Genomic DNA, 16074 nt, shown 5'->3' on the forward strand with positions numbered 1-16074 from the left:
ACTACGGGTTGATCGTGAGCGTGAACGTGCTGGTCGTGTTCCTGATGTTCTCGGCGTTGCCGGAGAACGTCAGGTTGTTGAAGGTGGCGGAGCCGACCGCCGGGCCCTGACCGGGTTCGGGCATCTCGTTGACCCAGATGCCGATGCCGGACTTGGCGTCGAACGCGTCACCGCTGCGCTTCGCACCGCTGATGCTGATGTTGGTGAAGACGGTGTCGGTCACCGGGTTCTCCGGCGAGCTGCCCGTGTACTTCGTCTGGAACATGATGCCGGAGTACGTCGGGTCGACGATGTCCACATCGGACACCCGGATGCCGCGGAACACCTTCGAGGCCGAGAAGACCCAGATGGCGCCGAAGGCCTGGCTGCCCCAGAAGTGGCCGCCGTCGCGGACGAGCGACACGTTCTGGATGTTGGTCGGCTGGGTGCCGAAGCCCACGAACGGGTAGCCGAAGTCCAGCGAGCTGATCGTGATGCCGGCGTAGGTCAGCATGTCCGCGATGTACAGGTTGCGGAACGTGTTGCTGTAGCCGCCGTAGACCGCGAGGCCGGCCGCGCGCCAGGTGAGCGTCGCGGACAGGTTCTCCCAGAGGTTGTCGTGGTTGCCCACGGAACCGCCGCCGTCGGTCGCCGAGAACAGCGCGAACGAGTCGTCACCCGTGGAGCGGGCGTCGATGTTGTTCAGGTGCGTGTTCGTCGTGTCGTTGGTGAAGTTGATGCCGTCGGCGAACGTGTCACGGATGCGGCTGTTGCTGATGTTGATGCCGCTGTTGTGCACGCCCCAGTACATGCAGACGGTGTGCTCCACCCAGACGTTGTCGATCGTCAGGTTCTGGTTGTCCTTCAGCTCGCCCCACACCTTGCCGGGGCCGTCGATGCGCTCGACGTAGTTGCCGAAGAACGACAGGTTCTTGAACGACGAGCCGTTGGCCGACGTCTGGACACTGAAGCCGGCGTCGGTGTTCTGCTGGTCCTGCGGCGTGGTGAACTTCGTGTACCACGGACCGGCCCCGACGACCTGGATCGCCTTGCTGTTGATCTGGAACTTCTGGCTGGTCACGTACGTGCCGGCGGGCAGGTAGACGCCGACCGCGGTGGAGCTCTGGGTCGCGGTGTTGAAGGCGTTCTGCACGTCCTGCTGGGTGAAGCCGGCCGGGGTGATGTACGTGGCCGGGTTCGGGTTGGCGATCGGCGCGACCTGCTCCAGGTTGATGAAGTCGACGGCGATGTTGCCGCCGTTGGCCGCGTCCTTCTGCAGCTTGATCGTGCTGCCCGGGTTCACCGTGCTGTCGAGCATGATGTTGGCCTCGTCGTAGATGTGCCGCGGGCCGGTGCCGGGGGAGTTGGTCGGCGACGCCTCGTTGCCGTACAGCCACGAGAACTTCGACGTCAGCGGGATCGCCTTGGCGAAGGAGCCGTTGACGTACACGTTGATCGACGACGTCGTCCCGTCCGGGATCGAGAACCGCACGACCACCGTGTTGGTGCTCTGCCGCGTGGTCCACTGCACGTACTGGCCGTTGCCGTTCAGCGTGACCGCCTTGCGGCCCGAGGCCTCACCGGCGAGGTCGCCGATGGTGCGGTTCGGCCCGACGACCTGCGCGCCGCCGCCGACGGTGCCGTCCTCGGCCTCGTACATGTCGTACGGCATGTTCGCGCCCCGCCCGACGAACAGCGGGAGGTCGCTGGTGTTGTTGGCCTGCTTGACCGACAGCTCGTTGGTGTCGGCGGCGAGGACGGTGTGCACCGTGTACTTGCCGTTGACCGCGGTCCAGGTGCCCAGGTTGATCACCGGGGAGCTGGCGCCGGCGGCGAGCGTGCCGGAGTACGAGCCGGTCAGGGTCTTGACCGTGGTGCCGCCCGAGTCCTTCAGGGTCAGCGTGACCCCGTGGGCGCCGCCGGCCGTGGCCTGGGTGCCCTGGTTCTTGATGACGACGGTGAAGGAGACCGTGTTGCCCGCGGACGGGTTCGACGGCGACCAGGCCACCGGGGAGGCGACCAGGTCCGAGCTCTGCACCGGTGCGACCACCAGGTTGGTGCCGCTGGTGAAGCTGTTGTTGCCCTCGTTGGTCTCGATGACCGCGTTGCTCTCGTCGACCTTGGCGCTCACCGTGTACGTGCCGGCCGTGCGCGGCCCGACGTTCGCGGTGACGTTGGCCTGGGCGCCGGCGGCGAGCCCGGCGACGTTGGCCGTGCCGGCCAGGACGGTGCCCTGGGCGGTGCCGAGGTAGAAGTTGACGTTCGTCGCGCCCGAGGCGGCCGCGCCGTTGTTCTTCACCGTGGCGGTCAGGCTCACCGAGTCGGTCTCGACCGGCGAGGCGGGCGACGAGGTGATCCCGGTGACCTGCAGGTCCGGGTTCGGCGCCGCGGTGCCGAAGACCTGGAACTCCGCGAGCTGGCCCGAGGGGGCGCCGGTGTTGGAGTTGAACTGCAGCCGCACGTCGGCCACGCGGGCCGAGACGGTGATGTCGACCGAGTTGCCGCTGGCCGGGTTCCACGTGTAGTTCGTCGCCGACACCAGGTTGGTGAAGGTCGACGCGCTCTGCTCACGGCCGAGGACCTGGACGTTCTGGGTCCGCTGGCCCCACGCGCTGCTCGGGTCGAGCTTCAGCGTGAGCTTGCTGATGTCGTGGTTGGCGCCGAGCTTGACCGTGAGGGTCGCCGGGAAGCCGGCCGCGCCCTCCCAGTAGGTGGTGACGCTGTTGTCGTTGGCGTTGGCCGGCACGAAGGTGAAGACCGAGCCGCTGGCCTCCATCGTCTTGCCCAGGGCCACGTTGGTGCCGGTCGGCGGGTTGCCGGTGCCGGTCCGGGTGACCGTGTTGCTGGCCGCGCTGGCGTTGCCGGCGGCGTCGCGGGCCTTGACGTAGTACGACACCGTGGCCGAGTCCGGCTGGCTGTCCGTGTAGGTCAGCACGTTGCCGGCGACCGAGCCGCGCAGCGAGTTGTTCGCGTAGACGTCGTAGCCGGCGATGGAGCCGCTGTTGTCGGTCGACGCGGACCAGGTGAGCTTGATCTGGCCGCTGGCCGGCTGGGTGTAGGCCAGGCTCCCGGGCGCGCTCGGCGCCTGGGTGTCCGGGTTGGTGCCGGTGCGGGTGACCGTGTTGGAGTTGCCCGACTGGTTGCCGGCGGCGTCGCGGGCCTTGACGTAGTACGCGACGGTCGCCGAGTCCGGCTGGCTGTCGGTGTACGTCAGCACGTTCCCGGCCACGCTGGTGCGCAGCGCGCCGTTGGCGTAGACGTCGTAGCCGGCGATCGAGCCGCTGTTGTCGGTCGACGCGGACCAGGTCAGCTTGATCAGGCCGCTGCCCGGGATCGTGTAGGCGAGGTTGCCCGGGGCCGACGGGGCCGTGGTGTCACCGGTGGTCGGGCCGTAGACCTCGACCTCGGAGATCTGCGCGGCCGGCCAGCCCGTGTTCGCCGTGACGTTGACGCGGATGTACCGCGTCGTGGTCTGCGTGAACGGGATGGTCACCGCGTTGCCCGCGCCCGGCGCGAAGTTGTACGCGTTGGACGCCACGATGTCCGAGAACGAGCTGCCGTTGGTGCTGCCCTGCACGGCGAGGGTCTCGGTGCGCGCGCCCCAGCCCGACGGGATCTTCAGCACGACCGAGCTGACCGGCACGGCCGCGCCCAGGTCCACCTGCACCCACTGCGGGAAGGCGTTGTTGCTGCTCTCCCAGTAGGTCTCCTGGTTGGAGTCGCCCGCGTTGCCCGCCTGGTAGGTCTGGTTGACCGAGCTGGACGTGAACGTCTTGCCCGCGGCCAGGTTGCTGCCGGAGGTCGACACGCCGTAGATCTCGAACTCGGAGAGCTGCGCGGCCGGCCAGCCGGTGTTGGCGGTGATGTTCAGCCGCACGTACCGGGTGGTCGTGGCATTGAAGCTGATCGTGACCGTGTTCTGGCTCGACGGGTTGAATACGTAGCCGGCCGAGCCGACGATCGTGGAGAAGCTGCTCCCGTCGTTGCTGCCCTGCACCGACAGCGTCTGGGTGCGGGTCTGCCAGGCGGTGTCGTTCGGCAGCTTCAGCTTGATCTGATCGATCGGCTTGGCGCTGCCGAGGTCGATCTGGGCCCACTGCGGGAAGGCGTTGTTGGCGCTCTCCCAGTAGGTGGCCTGGTTGCCGTCGTTGACGTTGCCGATGCCGTTCTGGCCGTTGGTGCTGCTGGAGGTGGCGGTCCGGCCGGAGGAGAGATTGGGGCCGCCGGCGGCCTCGGCCGGCAGCGTCTGTGCCGTCACGGCGACGAGGGTGGCCACGGCAAACGCCGCCAGCACCCTTCGCGTCACGGTCCTTCTGCTCATGAGGGATCCTTACGAAGTGAGGGGGGTGGACCTCGTGGCGCTCGGGACGCTTCCCTGGCGGGGGCTGGCGGCGCGTCCCTTGCGTACTGCCCGTTGCTGCGTAACTGTCGGGCGCTTGTAGGAATCTTGCACAGCGTTGCGCCAAATGTTGCAGACAGGCTACCGACAAGTCAACGGTCTGTCGCGGCTGTCTTCGGTTGTGTTCCATCGCGTGGGGTTTATGCGTTGGAATCTGCGCGGCTGCTAGCGCTTGCAACGACGAGTTTCGAAACGTTCCTCATTCGTTGCCCGCGGCTCTGGTGCGGGCGGGACCCTTCGTGGTTGATTCGTCGATGGCAGGCCCTTCGGCAAGGCCCGCCCCATCGGATCGGAACCGGCTGGCCGCCGCGACCCACGCGGCCCGCTCCCGGTCGGTCCGACCATGCGCGGACGCCCCGGCCGGTGAGCCGGCGCGCGCGCCGGACAGCGGAGGCAGGGGCCGATGGTGAGCAAGGAGCGCGCGGGCGCCGGGTCCGCGGAGGAACCCACCGACCAGCTGGCCCAGCGCCGCACCAACCTGACTCGGACCCTGCGCCACATCCGCGCGAACGGCCCGCGGTCCCGGGCCGCCATCGCCGCCGCCACCGGCCTGCACAAGGCCACCGTGTCGAGCCTGGTCGACGAGCTGCTGACCCGCCGCCTGGTCCGCGAGACCGGCGCCGAGCACTCCGGCGCCGCCGGCCGCCCCGGCCGCGGCATCGCCCTGAGCCCCGAGGTCGGCGCGATCGGCATCGAGATCAACGTCGACTACCTGGCCGTCCACGGCGCCGATCTCACCGGCCGCACGGTGATCGAGAAGCGGGTGAGCTTCGACGCCATGCACCGCGACGTCGACCGCTGCCTCGACGACCTGGCCGCGGCGGCCCGCCGCTCGCTGGCCGAGCTGACCCGGCGCGGGGTGACCCCGGTGGGCCTGACGGTGGCCGTGCCGGGCCTGGTCGACGTGGCCCGCGGCGTGGTCGTGCTGGCCCCGAACCTGGGCTGGCGCGACGTCCCGGTGGCGGCCCGCCTGGCCGAGGTCCTGCCCCCGGCGCTGTGGGTCGGCGTGGACAACGACGCCAACCTGGCCGCGCTGGCCGAATACACCTGGGGCGTCGCCGCCGGCACCGACGACCTGGTATATCTGACCGGCGAGGTCGGCGTCGGCGGCGGCGTGATCGTCAGCGGCCATCTCCTGCGCGGCGCCGACGGCTTCTCCGGCGAGGTCGGCCACCTGCCCGTCGAGCCGGACGGCGCCCCGTGCGGCTGCGGCCGGGTCGGCTGCTGGGAGACCAAGGTGGGCCTGGCCGAGCTGGTCCGCCGAGCCACTCCCGACGCCGCGTACGGCCCCGCGGACGGCCCGATCCCCGACCCCCAGGAACGGGTGGCCGAGATCCACCGCCGCCTGCAGCGCGGCGACCGCCCCGCGGTCGAGGCGGTCGAGGAGGTCGGCCGCTGGCTGGGCCACGGCGGCGCGATCCTGGTCAACCTGTTCAACCCACGCGTCATCGTGCTGGGCGGCTACTTCGCCGAACTGGCCGACCACCTGATCCCGTCAGCCCAAGCCAACCTGGCCCGCCTAGCCGTCGCCTCAACGGCCGCACGCTGCCACTTCGTCGCCTCCCACCTGGGCTTCACCGCCGCAGCAAGGGGCGGCGCCGGCGTCGTCGTGGAGCGCATGATCGACGACCCAACGGCCGTAACCTTGACGTCTTCCCTGGCGAGCGCCCATTAGCCGACCGCAACGTCTTGCTGGGAGCGCCCACTAACCGACCGCCACGTCTTGCTGGGATCGCGCAAAGCGCGCCACGAAGAGAGACAGACTCCCCCCGGCGGCCCCCCGGCCCCCCGGCCCCGGCCCCACGCAAGAAAAGCTACGCAACACCCGCCGGCCGAAATTGCACCGAGACGCGAGGACCAACGACCCGAGCCGTCTTCGGCACGCAGTGCTCCCACGTGCGCTGGCACGACCCGCCCATGACCACCAGATCGCCGTGTCCCAACGGGAATCGCACGCTGTCGCCGCCGCCGCGCGGGCGCAGGAGCAGCGACCTGGGTGAACCGAAGGACACAATCGCGACCATGGTGTCGAAGCGCGATCCGCGGCCGATCGTGTCCCCGTGCCATGCCACGCTGTCGCGGCCGTCGCGATAGAGGCACATCCCGGCCGTCATGAAGGGCTCGCCGAGCTCCTCGACGTAGTGCGCGGTGAGCCGCCGCCTTGCCTCGGTCAACAGGGGGTGGGGGAGGGTCTCCTCGGCCGGGTACCAGCGCAGCAGGCGCGGCACGTCGACCACGTCGTCGTACATCTTCCGGCGCTCCGCCCGCCAGTCGACCTCGTGCAGCAGCGTCTGCAGGATGGCGTCGGAGCCGAGCACCCAGCCGGGCAGGTGATCGACCCACGCGCCGCGGCTCAGCTCATGGCGGGTGACCTGGCCGGCGAGCGACCCGAGGGAGGGGCCGGCGACGTCGAACATCGACGGCTGGTACGCGAGGTCAATCATGGGAACAAGCGTACTCGACTTCGAACACGCGTACGAGCGCAACCCGCCATTCGGGCGAACGCTTTACAGTGTGTCGATGCAGTCACGCAAGGTGGAGCGGGACGCGAGCGAGGGTGAAGGGGTCTGGCCGGTGTGCACGCACGCGGCCGGGCGGGCGGTGCTGCGCAGCTCCGACACGGTGCAGGCCGGCCTCGGGGTGGAGACGGTGGAGAAGCTGCCGCCCGGGATCCGGCGGCCGGTGCTCTATCGGGACGGGCCGGAGCATCGGGAGTACCGGCGGCAGACCGCGCGCTTCTTCACGCCGAAGCGGGTCGACGAGCACTATCGCGAGCTCATGATCGAGGCGGCCGAGCGGCAGCTCGACATCCTGCGCCGCACCGGCGAGGTCGAACTGTCCGCGCTGAGCTTCCGCCTCGCCATCGACGTTGCCGCGGCGGTGATCGGCCTGACCGAGAGCCGTCCCGGCATCGACCGGCGCCTCGAGCGCTTCTTCCCGGAGAAGTTCGGCCGGCCCGGCTTCACGAGCCTGTCCGGCATCGGCTGGTTCCTGCGGCAGAACGCGCAGTTCCTCGGCATCTACCTCAAGGACGTCCGCCCCGCCATCAGACCCCGCCGCCGGGCCCGCCGCGACGACCTCATCTCGCACCTGCTCGACGAGGGCTGCCGCGACGGCGAGATCCTCGGCGAGGTCATCACGTTCGCCGCCGCCGGCATGGTGACGACGCGGGAATTCATCAACCTGTGCGCCTGGCACCTCTTCACGAACGAAGAGCTCCTTCGCCGGTACCGCCAGAGCTCCGAACCCGCCCGCCACGCCATCCTCCACGAGCTGCTGCGCCTGGAACCGGTCGTCGGCAACCTGAAGCGCCGCACCACGGCCCCGATCACCGTCCCCGACGGCGACGGCACGACCACGATCCCGGCCGGCACCCTGGTCGACGTGGCCGTGCACGCCACGAACCTCGACGAGTCGGCGGTGGGTCCCACTCCGGGCGCGGTGTGCCCGGGTCGCGAGCTGGCCCAGGGCGTGGCCCCGATGGCCCTGTCCTTCGGCGACGGCCCGCACCGCTGCCCCGGCGCCCACGTGGCGATCCAGGAGTCAGACACCTTCCTGACGCGCCTGTTCGCCCTGCCCGGCGTGCGGATGACGACCGTGCCGAGGATCACCATGAAGCCCGACATCAGCGCCTACGAACTGCGCGGCCTGCGCGTGGCCATCGACGTCACCCATCCGTGAACACGACTTTTTCCTTGTGCCACAAGTCATTCGGCCCTGAACGAATCCCCGCACCGCGGTCGCCGGGGTGACGCGGGCGGCGAATGCCCGTATCGTGAGAGCGGCTCGGATGTTGGAAGGTGTTGAGCCCGATGAGTCCCGCCGATCGTTTCGCCGTGTTCCCCGAATTCAACGTCACCGTCGAGCCGCTGCCCGGCCAGGCCCTGCGAGTCCGCGTAGCCGGCGAGGTAACCCTGGAGAACGTCGGCGAACTGCGCGCGGTCCTCTTCCGCGCCATCGACGACGTCCGCGCCCGAGCCGTCGAGGTCGACCTGAGCCTGGTCACCTTCATCGACTCCACCGGCATCGGCAAACTCGTCTCCGCACGGGCCCACGCCATCACCAGCAACAGCGACCTGTGGATCGTCAACCCGAGCCCGGGCGTGCGCCGCGTGCTGAGCCTCCTCGGCCTCCTGGAGATCCTCAGCACTCCCACCGGCAAGAGCGGCTGGGCCCCACCCAAGTCCGCGTAACACATTTGGCGTTTTTGGCGTTTGGCGCGTTACCATGAGTGCGTGGGCCCGACCTCGGACGACCTGCTGACCACCACCCAGGCCGCCGCGCTGCTGCACTGCTCGCGCCAGCACGTCGCCGACCTGTGCGACAGCGGAACCCTGCCCTTCGCCCGCATCGGCACCCACCGCCGCGTTCGCCGCGCCGACGTCGAACGGCTGCTGCGCCCGCCGCTGCGCCGTGAGACCGAGAAGTCGCTCTGGCTGCACCGCGCCGTCGCCGGCAAGCTCGTCGCCGACCCGGATCGCGCCTTGGCCCTGGCCCGCCGCAACCTGTCCCACCGCCGTGCGGTCCACACCGACGGCAGCGCCGACGACTGGTTCGACGCCTGGGACCGCCTCCTCGACGAGGGCGTCGACGCCGTCGTCGACATGATCACCGCCCGCACCGACGAGGCGGCCGACTTCCGCCAGAACACCCCCTTCGCGGGCCTGCTCACCGAGCGCGAGCGCCTGAAGGTCCTGGCCTCGTTCGACGCGACCCACCCGCGCCGGGCCCGTTCCGCGTGAACCGCCGGCAGCTGGAGCAGGTCCTGCGCGCGGTCTCGGCGATCGTCGGCGACCCCGACGTGCTCGTCATCGGGAGCCAGTCCATCCTCGGCGCGATCCCGGAGCATCTGCTGCCGCCCGTCGTCACCCGCTCGACCGAGGTCGACATCGCGTTCTTCGACGACCCGGACGGCCACAAGGCGGACCTGGTCGACGGCGGCATCGGCGAGATGTCGGCGTTCGACAGCACCTACGGCTACTACGCCCAGGGCGTGGACACGTCGACGGCGATCCTCCCGTCGGGCTGGCGCGACCGCCTGGTGCTCGTCGAGAGCGCCAACACCGGCGGGACCCGGGCCTGCTGCCTGGAGCCGCACGACTGCGCCGCGTCGAAGCTCGCCACCGGCCGCGAGAAAGACCTCGCGTTCGTCTCGGCGTTGCTGGAGGCCGGGCTGATCGACGGCGGCGTGCTCGCGGCGCGGATCGAGGCCATGGACATTTCAGTGGTACTGCCCGATCGGATGCTGCGTTGGGTGGCGGCCGGTAGCTGAGCTGACCCGCGGCGCGCGTCGGAGGCGCGGCGTCGGGCGTCGATCGGTAGGCGTCGAAGGTCGGTGCGCCCGGAGCACGTCGTGGCCGCAATGCGGCGGCGGTGGGACGTCAGAGGTCGGTCAGGGCCTGGGACAGGCGGTGGACGCCCGTTTCCAGGAGGGCCGGGGGAGCGGCGGCGAACGTGAGGCGCAGGTGCGGGGCGTCGGGCTCGGCGGCGTACCAGGGGCGGCCCGGGAACACCACCACGCCCCGCGCGGCGGCCGCCGTGGTCAGGGCGATGTCGTCGGTGCCGTCGGGCAGGCGGAGCCACGCGTGCAGGCCGCCGCGCGGCACCGATGGGGGTGGCAGCTGCGGCAGGTGGCGGCGGATCGCGTCCAGCAGGGCGTCGCGGCGGGACCGCAGGGCCGTGCGCAGCGATCGTAGGTGCCGGGGCCAGGCCGGGGACGTGACGAAGTCCAGCGCGGCCTGCTGCAGGGGGCCCGAGACGAAGAAGTCGTCCAGCACCCGGGCCGCGCGCAGGCGGGCGCCGGCCGGGCCGCGGGCGCCGATCGCCGCCACGCGCAGGCCCGGGGCGGCGGATTTGGTGAGCGAGCGCAGGTACACCACGTGACCGTCGCGATCCGCCTCGGCCAGTGGCGGCGGGGGGTCGGCGTCGATGGCCAGGTCGCGGGCGTAGTCGTCCTCGAGCAGGAAGGCACCGGCGAGACGGATCTCGGCGAGCACCTCGGCGCGGCGGGCCGGCGACAGGACGCCCCCGTGCGGGTTGGCGAACAGCGGCTGGCAGTAGAACAACCGGGCCCCCGTCCGGCGCAGGGCCGCGGCCAGCAGGTCGGGGCGGACGCCGGCGTCGTCGGCCGGGACCGGGACCACGCGCAGGCCGGCGGCCCGGGCGGCGGCCAGGGCGCCCAGGTAGGTCGGGGACTCGACGAGCACCGTCTCGCCGGGGGCGGCCAGGGCGCGGAAGGCCGTCGACAGGGCCGCCTGGCCGCCCGCGCAGATGGTGAAGTCCTCCGCGCGCAGGCCGCTGCCGGCGCCGCGAGCGAACCAGGCGCGCAGGTCCTCGCGGCCCTCGACCGGGCCGCGCAGCCAGCTCGACGGGTGTCGTGCCGCGCGGGCGAGCGCGGCGCCCAGGGCGGCGGCCGGCTGGAGCTCCTCGTCCAGGTAGCCGCTCGACAGCGGGATCGCGCCGGGCCGGGGCAGCGCCAGCAGGGCCTGCATCGCGTCCTCGCCGGCCGGGCGCGGGCCCAGGGCGATCGACTGCCAGGAGAAGTCCGGTGCGGTCGCGGCCGGCACGCGCGCGGCCACGAACGTGCCGCGGCCCGGATGGCTCTCCAGCAGGCCCTCCGCGGCCAGGGCGCGGATCGCGCGGCTCACGGTGATGGGGGAGGCCTGATGGCGCGCGGTCAGCTCCCGTACGGTCGGCAGCCTCGTCCCCGCCCGCGCGGCCACCGCCGCAGCGCGGAGATCTTGGATAACGCGAGCCGCTGCGTTATCGTCACTCATGAGGAGCAAGGATAACGTTACTCGGCAGGATGCGATAACGGGGGCCGCCCTCGGTGCGCTCGGGGTGATCGCGTTCAGCATGTCGCTGCCGGCCACCAAGGTCGCGGTCGAGCACCTCGACCCGTGGTTCGTGGCGTTCGGCCGGGCGGTCGGGGCCGGCCTGCTCGCCGCCGCCTATCTCGTGATCGTGCGGGCGCCGCGGCCGACGAAGGTGCAGTGGCGGCGGCTCGCCGTCGTGGCGCTCGGGGTCGTGGCCGGGTTCCCGATGTTCACCTCCCTCGCGCTGCAGACGAGCACGGCCGCGCACGGCGCCGTGGTCGTCGGGCTGCTGCCGGCGGTGACGGCCGGGTTCGCCGTCCTGCGCGCCCGGGAGCGGCCGACGACCGCGTTCTGGCTCGCGGGCGGGGCCGGGCTGGCCGCCGTCCTGGTGTTCCTGGCCGTGAGCGGGTCCGTGTCCGGCGCGCTCGGCCCGGCCGACCTGTTCCTGCTCGCCGCGATCACGCTCTGCGGCCTCGGGTACGCCGAGGGCGGCGCCCTGGCCCGCGAGCTCGGCGGGGCGCGGACGATCTGCTGGGCCCTCGTGCTGTCGCTGCCGGTCACCGCGGCCGTGACCGCCGTCGCCGGCCTCCGGCACCCGCCGCACGCTCCGGGCGCGGCCTGGGCCGGGTTCGCCTATCTCACCGTGATCTCGATGTTCCTGGGTTTCTTCGCCTGGTACGCCGGGCTGGCCCGGGGCGGCGTCGCCCGGGTCGGGCAGATCCAGCTCATCCAGCCGGTCCTCACCATGACGTGGTCGGCCTGGCTGCTGCACGAGCACGTGCCGGCCGCCGCGATTCTGGCCGCCGTCGCCGTGCTCGCGTGTGTCGCGCTCACCCAGCGGCTGCGGTTCGAGAAGCCGAAGCTGGCGTAAGACTGTACAAATGCGAATCGCCTTTGCCGCCGATGACAGCAACGCCACCACCGAGGCCGTCCTGGCCCACCTCGCCGCGGCCGGGCACGACGTCGAGCGCATCGACGACCTGCCCTGGCCCGACCTCGGGGCCGGCGTCGGCCGGGCGGTCGCCGAAGGACGCGCGGAGCTCGGCGTGGTCATGTGCTGGACCGGCACCGGCACCGCCATCGCGGCCAACAAGGTCCCCGGCGCCCTCGCCGCCGTGGCCTGGGACCCGTGGGTGGCCCGCGGCGCACGGCTCTGGAACGACGCGAACGTGCTCGCGATGAGCCTCAAGCGCCTCGCCCCGGACGTGGCCGTCGAGGTGCTGCGCGCGTTCCTGGAGACGCCGGAGCCCGATCCCGACGAGGCCGGGAGCATCGCCCGGTTGAAAGCGCTGGACGAGGACAAGAATCGATAACGTACGCAACCGGATGCGGTAGACCATTCCGTTATGCGACGCATTGACGCGAACTGCAACCGCGTCGATGAGCCCGAGGTCTTTGCACAGTGAACGGCGGCGAACACCGCCGTTCCACGCGACGTAGCAACCGAAATCAGGCGACCCACACGGTGGGCGTGGTGCATGCCCGCGCTCTGTCCACAATGGACAGTCCACTGTGTGCGCTGCCGGCTGCCCGCGTGCGGAAACCCCGAATCCGCGGTCCCACGTCCGCGGCACCCGGAAAGGCCTCGAACACCTATGTACGCCAATAGCAAACGTACCGCCCTGGTGGCCGGAGCGGCCGCCGCGGCCCTCGCGCTGTCCGCCTGCGGCGGCGGTTCCAGCACCGACAACAACAGCGGTGACCAGGGCAAGAAGGGGCCCTCGGGCTTCGACGCGGCCGTCAAGGGCGTGGTCAACCCGTCCGACAAGAAGGGCGGCACGCTCAAGCTCACCATCCACGACAACCCGGACTCGCTGGACCCGCAGATCGCGTACTACGCGAACGAGTGGAACCTCATGAAGGGCTTCTTCGTCCGCACCCTGCTGGCCAACGACACCAAGCCGGGCGCCGACGGGCTCAAGCTCGTGCCGGACCTGGCCACCGAGGTGCCAACGCCCGAGGACGGCGGCAAGAAGTACACCTTCCACCTCAAGCCGGGGGTGAAGTTCGAGGACGGCTCGCCCGTGACCTCGAAGGACATCAAGTACGGCATCGAGCGCATCTTCGCCACCGAGGTCGTCAACGCCGGCCCGAAGTACCTCGTCGACCTGCTCGACCAGGGGCAGAAGTACCCGGGCGCGTACAAGGACCCGGACCCGGACAAGCTCGGGCTCAAGTCGGTGCAGACGCCCGACGACACCACGATCGTGTTCACCCTGGACAAGCCGAACTCCGACTTCCTGTACCACATGCAGATGCCCGTCTCGAGCCCCGTGCAGCGGGCCAAGGACAACGGCACCCAGTACGCGAACCACCCGCAGTCCACCGGACCGTACAAGTTCGAGTCGTACGACCAGGGCAAGAAGCTCACGCTGGTCCGCAACGACCAGTGGGACCCGAAGACCGACCCGGTGCGCAAGGCGCTGCCGGACCGGGTGGAGATCACCTACGGCACCGCCGTCGAGGAGATCGACAACGAGCTGCTGGCCGGCGAGGTCGACCTGGACATCGCGCAGACCGGCGTGCAGCAGGGCTCGCAGCCGAAGATCCTGCTGAACCCGGACAAGAAGCAGAACGCCGACGCGCCGGTGACGGGCTTCATCCGGTACGTCGCGATCTCCACCAAGGTCGCCCCGTTCGACAACATCCACTGCCGCAAGGCCGTGCAGTACGCGCTGGACAAGACCGCGATGCAGACGGCCCGCGGCGGCGAGCAGGCCGGCGGTGAGATCGCCACCAACATGCTGCCGCCGACCATCAACGGCCACGACGACGCCGACGACGTGTTCAACACCAAGTCCGGCAAGCCGCAGATCGACAAGGCCAAGGAGGAGCTGGCCGCGTGTGGCAAGCCCAACGGCTTCGAGACGGTGATCGCGACCCGCAACACGGGCAAGGAGATGAAGACGGCCGAGGCGCTGCAGCAGTCGATGGCCGCGGTCGGCATCACCGCCCGGCTCGACCCGCAGGACGCCTCGCTGTACTTCCGCTCGATCATCGGCGCGCCGAGCAACGTGCACAACAAGGGCTACGGCCTGATGCTCGCCGGCTGGGGCGCCGACTACCCGTCGCCCGCCGGGTTCCTGCAGGTCATCGTGGACAGTCGGGCCATCTTCGAGTCGGGCAACAACAACTACGCCGAGCTGTCCGACCCGTCCGTCGACGCGCTCATCGACCAGGCCGCGGCCGAGCCCGACCCGGCCAAGAACGCCGAGATCTGGAAGCAGATCAACCGCAAGGTCTCGGAGTCGGCGACCTACATGCCGTTCACGTACGACAAGGCCCTGAACTACCGCAACCCGCGGCTGACCAACGTCTACATCACCCAGTACTACGGGCAGGTGGACTTCGGCAACCTCGGCGTCATGAGCTGACCGCTTGCGCCTGAGTGCCCGGGTTGACGAGGGACTTCCCGGGCACGCGGTCACCCCGGCCGGCCGCCTTTCCTCCTTGGGCGGCCGGCCGATGGCTCAGTAGGCGACGTTCACCCGCCGGTGGATCCACGATGGTTCTGAGAGCGCCCGGAGCATGGCGTCCGCCACGTCGGCGCGCGCGAGCGACCGGCCGCCGCGCACGTTGACGTCCAGGACCGTCCGATATGGACGGTGCTCGCCGTCGGTGAGGCGCGGGGGAGCGATGAGGGTCCAGTCGAGCTCGCTGTCGCGCAGGATCCGCTCGGCCACCGCGAGATCCGTGAAGCCCTCGCGAAGGATGCGCTGCAGCAGCGGCTTGGCGACATAGCGCGTGACGGGGCCGTCGCCCGAGTCCCCCACCCGGCCGGCCGCGTCGACGCTCACGAGCCGGCGCACCCCCGTGGCCCGCATGGCGGCGACCTCCGCGCGAGCGCCGTCGGCCTGCACGGTGCTGCGCGCGCCCGGATCCTTGGCGCGCAGCGACTTCATCTCCGCGGGGCGGATGCCGAGCGCGGACAGCACGGCGTCGCAGCCCGCCACGGCGGCCGCGAGCGCGTCGGCGTCGGCGAGGTCCGCGACCACGACCTCGCAGCCCAGGTCGTCGGCCGGGCGGCGGGTGATCGCCGTCATCCGGTACCCACGGGACAGCCCTTGCTTGATGAGTTGCCGGCCGATCCCGCCGGTCGCCCCGAACACGGTGAGTTTCATGCCACGTCCCCCAAGGTCGGTTAGTGAGTGCTCACTAACCCCTAGAATGGCACGTGGACGGTGAACGCGAAAGGGGTGGGCGGTGGCGGGCACGCGGGACGTGATCCTGGACGCGGCGGCGCGGGTGCTGCGGGAGCGGGGTCTGGCCAACGCCACGACCAAGGAGATCGCGCGGGAGGCCGGCTTCTCCGAGGCGACGCTCTACAAGCACTTCCGCGACAAACTCGAGCTGATGGTCGTGGTGCTGCACGAGCGCGGCCCGCAGTTCATCCCGCTGCTCATGACGCTGCCGTCGCGGGCCGGGACGGCGCCCGTGCGGGACATCCTGACCGAGCTCGCGACGGTGTGCATCACGTTCTACCGCGACGGGTTCCCGATGTTCGCCTCGATCTTCTCCGACCCGGCGATCCTGGCCGCCCACCGCGACCACCTGCGCGCCCGCAACCTGGGGCCGCAGCGCGCCAACGAGGCACTCGCCGACTACCTGCGGGCCGAGCAGGCGCTGGGCAACATCTCGCCCGGCGCCGACCCGGCCGCCCTCGCCGGCCTCGTCCTCGGTGCCTGCTTCCAGCACGCCTTCATCACGTTCTTCGCCGCCGATCCGACGGCCGACGACAAGGCCGCGGCGGCCTTCATCCAAGAACTGCGGCTGTAGGCGGATGGTCTGTCCGGCACCGTTGGACACCGTGCGATGTCCTGAAGAACAGTGGGGGAGCAAGCTCCACCCACACCCCCTCAACACCGCACCGGGTCCTGCGGG

13 protein-coding genes are annotated in these 16074 nt (G+C 70.8%); 9 read left to right on the forward strand and 4 right to left on the reverse strand.

What is annotated here, in order from left to right; all coding sequences use genetic code 11:
* Position 1: 1 nt before the first annotated feature.
* A complete protein-coding gene (locus ACQP00_RS12965) occupies positions 2-4300 on the reverse strand; it encodes a discoidin domain-containing protein (RefSeq protein WP_433218613.1) in 4299 nt (1432 codons plus the stop codon).
* 481 nt (positions 4301-4781) lie between these two features.
* On the opposite strand from ACQP00_RS12965, the gene ACQP00_RS12970 reads away from it, so the two are divergent.
* Positions 4782-6053: an ROK family protein gene (locus ACQP00_RS12970; RefSeq protein ID WP_433218615.1), complete on the forward strand. Its 1272-nt coding sequence runs from the start codon at positions 4782-4784 to the stop codon at positions 6051-6053.
* A 139-nt stretch (positions 6054-6192) separates the two neighbouring features.
* Here ACQP00_RS12970 and ACQP00_RS12975 read toward each other — a convergent pair whose 3' ends face one another.
* A complete protein-coding gene (locus tag ACQP00_RS12975) occupies positions 6193-6822 on the reverse strand; it encodes an alpha-ketoglutarate-dependent dioxygenase AlkB (RefSeq protein ID WP_433218617.1) in 630 nt (209 codons plus the stop codon).
* Between the two features lie 76 nt (positions 6823-6898).
* Between ACQP00_RS12975 and ACQP00_RS12980 the strand changes: the two genes are divergently transcribed.
* The 4 genes from ACQP00_RS12980 (at position 6899) to ACQP00_RS12995 (ending at position 9650) form a co-directional block, all read left to right on the forward strand.
* Complete coding sequence (locus ACQP00_RS12980; protein ID WP_433218619.1) at positions 6899-8059, forward strand: cytochrome P450; 1161 nt, start codon at positions 6899-6901, stop codon at positions 8057-8059.
* A 131-nt stretch (positions 8060-8190) separates the two neighbouring features.
* Positions 8191-8571, forward strand: a complete 381-nt coding sequence (locus tag ACQP00_RS12985) for an STAS domain-containing protein (RefSeq protein WP_433218621.1) — start codon at positions 8191-8193, stop codon at positions 8569-8571.
* A 42-nt stretch (positions 8572-8613) separates the two neighbouring features.
* On the forward strand, positions 8614-9120 hold the full coding sequence (locus tag ACQP00_RS12990) for a helix-turn-helix domain-containing protein (RefSeq protein ID WP_433218623.1): 507 nt from the start codon (positions 8614-8616) through the stop codon (positions 9118-9120).
* Complete coding sequence (locus ACQP00_RS12995) at positions 9117-9650, forward strand: DUF6036 family nucleotidyltransferase (RefSeq protein ID WP_433218625.1); 534 nt, start codon at positions 9117-9119, stop codon at positions 9648-9650. Before ACQP00_RS12990 ends, ACQP00_RS12995 begins: the two co-directional genes overlap by 4 nt.
* Before the next feature lie 109 nt (positions 9651-9759).
* Here ACQP00_RS12995 and ACQP00_RS13000 read toward each other — a convergent pair whose 3' ends face one another.
* Positions 9760-11154: a PLP-dependent aminotransferase family protein gene (locus tag ACQP00_RS13000; protein WP_433218627.1), complete on the reverse strand. Its 1395-nt coding sequence runs from the start codon at positions 11152-11154 to the stop codon at positions 9760-9762.
* A 64-nt stretch (positions 11155-11218) separates the two neighbouring features.
* Between ACQP00_RS13000 and ACQP00_RS13005 the strand changes: the two genes are divergently transcribed.
* The 3 genes from ACQP00_RS13005 to ACQP00_RS13015 all read left to right on the forward strand — a co-directional run bounded on the left by ACQP00_RS13005 (position 11219) and on the right by ACQP00_RS13015 (position 14567).
* Positions 11219-12064 carry a DMT family transporter gene (locus ACQP00_RS13005; RefSeq protein WP_433218629.1) on the forward strand — a complete coding sequence of 282 codons (846 nt, stop codon included), beginning with the start codon at positions 11219-11221 and terminating at the stop codon, positions 12062-12064.
* A gap of 10 nt (positions 12065-12074) precedes the next feature.
* Positions 12075-12506 (forward strand): RpiB/LacA/LacB family sugar-phosphate isomerase, encoded by a 432-nt coding sequence (locus ACQP00_RS13010; RefSeq protein ID WP_433218631.1) that lies wholly within the window; start codon positions 12075-12077, stop codon positions 12504-12506.
* A 282-nt stretch (positions 12507-12788) separates the two neighbouring features.
* On the forward strand, positions 12789-14567 hold the full coding sequence (locus tag ACQP00_RS13015; protein ID WP_433218633.1) for an ABC transporter substrate-binding protein: 1779 nt from the start codon (positions 12789-12791) through the stop codon (positions 14565-14567).
* Positions 14568-14663: 96 nt separating this feature from the next.
* Here the strand turns inward: ACQP00_RS13015 and ACQP00_RS13020 are convergent, their stop codons facing one another.
* Positions 14664-15314, reverse strand: a complete 651-nt coding sequence (locus ACQP00_RS13020) for an NAD(P)-dependent oxidoreductase (protein ID WP_433218635.1) — start codon at positions 15312-15314, stop codon at positions 14664-14666.
* An 82-nt stretch (positions 15315-15396) separates the two neighbouring features.
* On the opposite strand from ACQP00_RS13020, the gene ACQP00_RS13025 reads away from it, so the two are divergent.
* Entirely contained in the window at positions 15397-15969 is a 573-nt protein-coding gene (locus tag ACQP00_RS13025) for a TetR/AcrR family transcriptional regulator (RefSeq protein WP_433218637.1), read from the forward strand.
* Positions 15970-16074 lie beyond the last annotated feature (105 nt).

The organism is Dactylosporangium sp. CS-047395 (assembly GCF_050942185.1).
Lineage (GTDB): Bacteria > Actinomycetota > Actinomycetes > Mycobacteriales > Micromonosporaceae > Dactylosporangium.

Excerpts from the sequence above, each read along its gene's own strand:
- ACQP00_RS12965 (WP_433218613.1), bottom strand. The coding sequence starts at position 4,300 with ATGAGCAGAAGGACCGTGACGCGAAGGGTGCTGGCGGCGTTTGCCGTG.
- ACQP00_RS12975 (WP_433218617.1), bottom strand. The coding sequence starts at position 6,822 with ATGATTGACCTCGCGTACCAGCCGTCGATGTTCGACGTCGCCGGCCCC.
- ACQP00_RS12980 (WP_433218619.1), top strand. The coding sequence starts at position 6,899 with ATGCAGTCACGCAAGGTGGAGCGGGACGCGAGCGAGGGTGAAGGGGTC.
- ACQP00_RS13015 (WP_433218633.1), top strand. The coding sequence starts at position 12,789 with ATGTACGCCAATAGCAAACGTACCGCCCTGGTGGCCGGAGCGGCCGCC.
- ACQP00_RS12985 (WP_433218621.1), top strand. The coding sequence starts at position 8,191 with ATGAGTCCCGCCGATCGTTTCGCCGTGTTCCCCGAATTCAACGTCACC.
- ACQP00_RS13010 (WP_433218631.1), top strand. The coding sequence starts at position 12,075 with ATGCGAATCGCCTTTGCCGCCGATGACAGCAACGCCACCACCGAGGCC.
- ACQP00_RS12970 (WP_433218615.1), top strand. The coding sequence starts at position 4,782 with ATGGTGAGCAAGGAGCGCGCGGGCGCCGGGTCCGCGGAGGAACCCACC.
- ACQP00_RS13000 (WP_433218627.1), bottom strand. The coding sequence starts at position 11,154 with ATGAGTGACGATAACGCAGCGGCTCGCGTTATCCAAGATCTCCGCGCT.
- ACQP00_RS13020 (WP_433218635.1), bottom strand. The coding sequence starts at position 15,314 with ATGAAACTCACCGTGTTCGGGGCGACCGGCGGGATCGGCCGGCAACTC.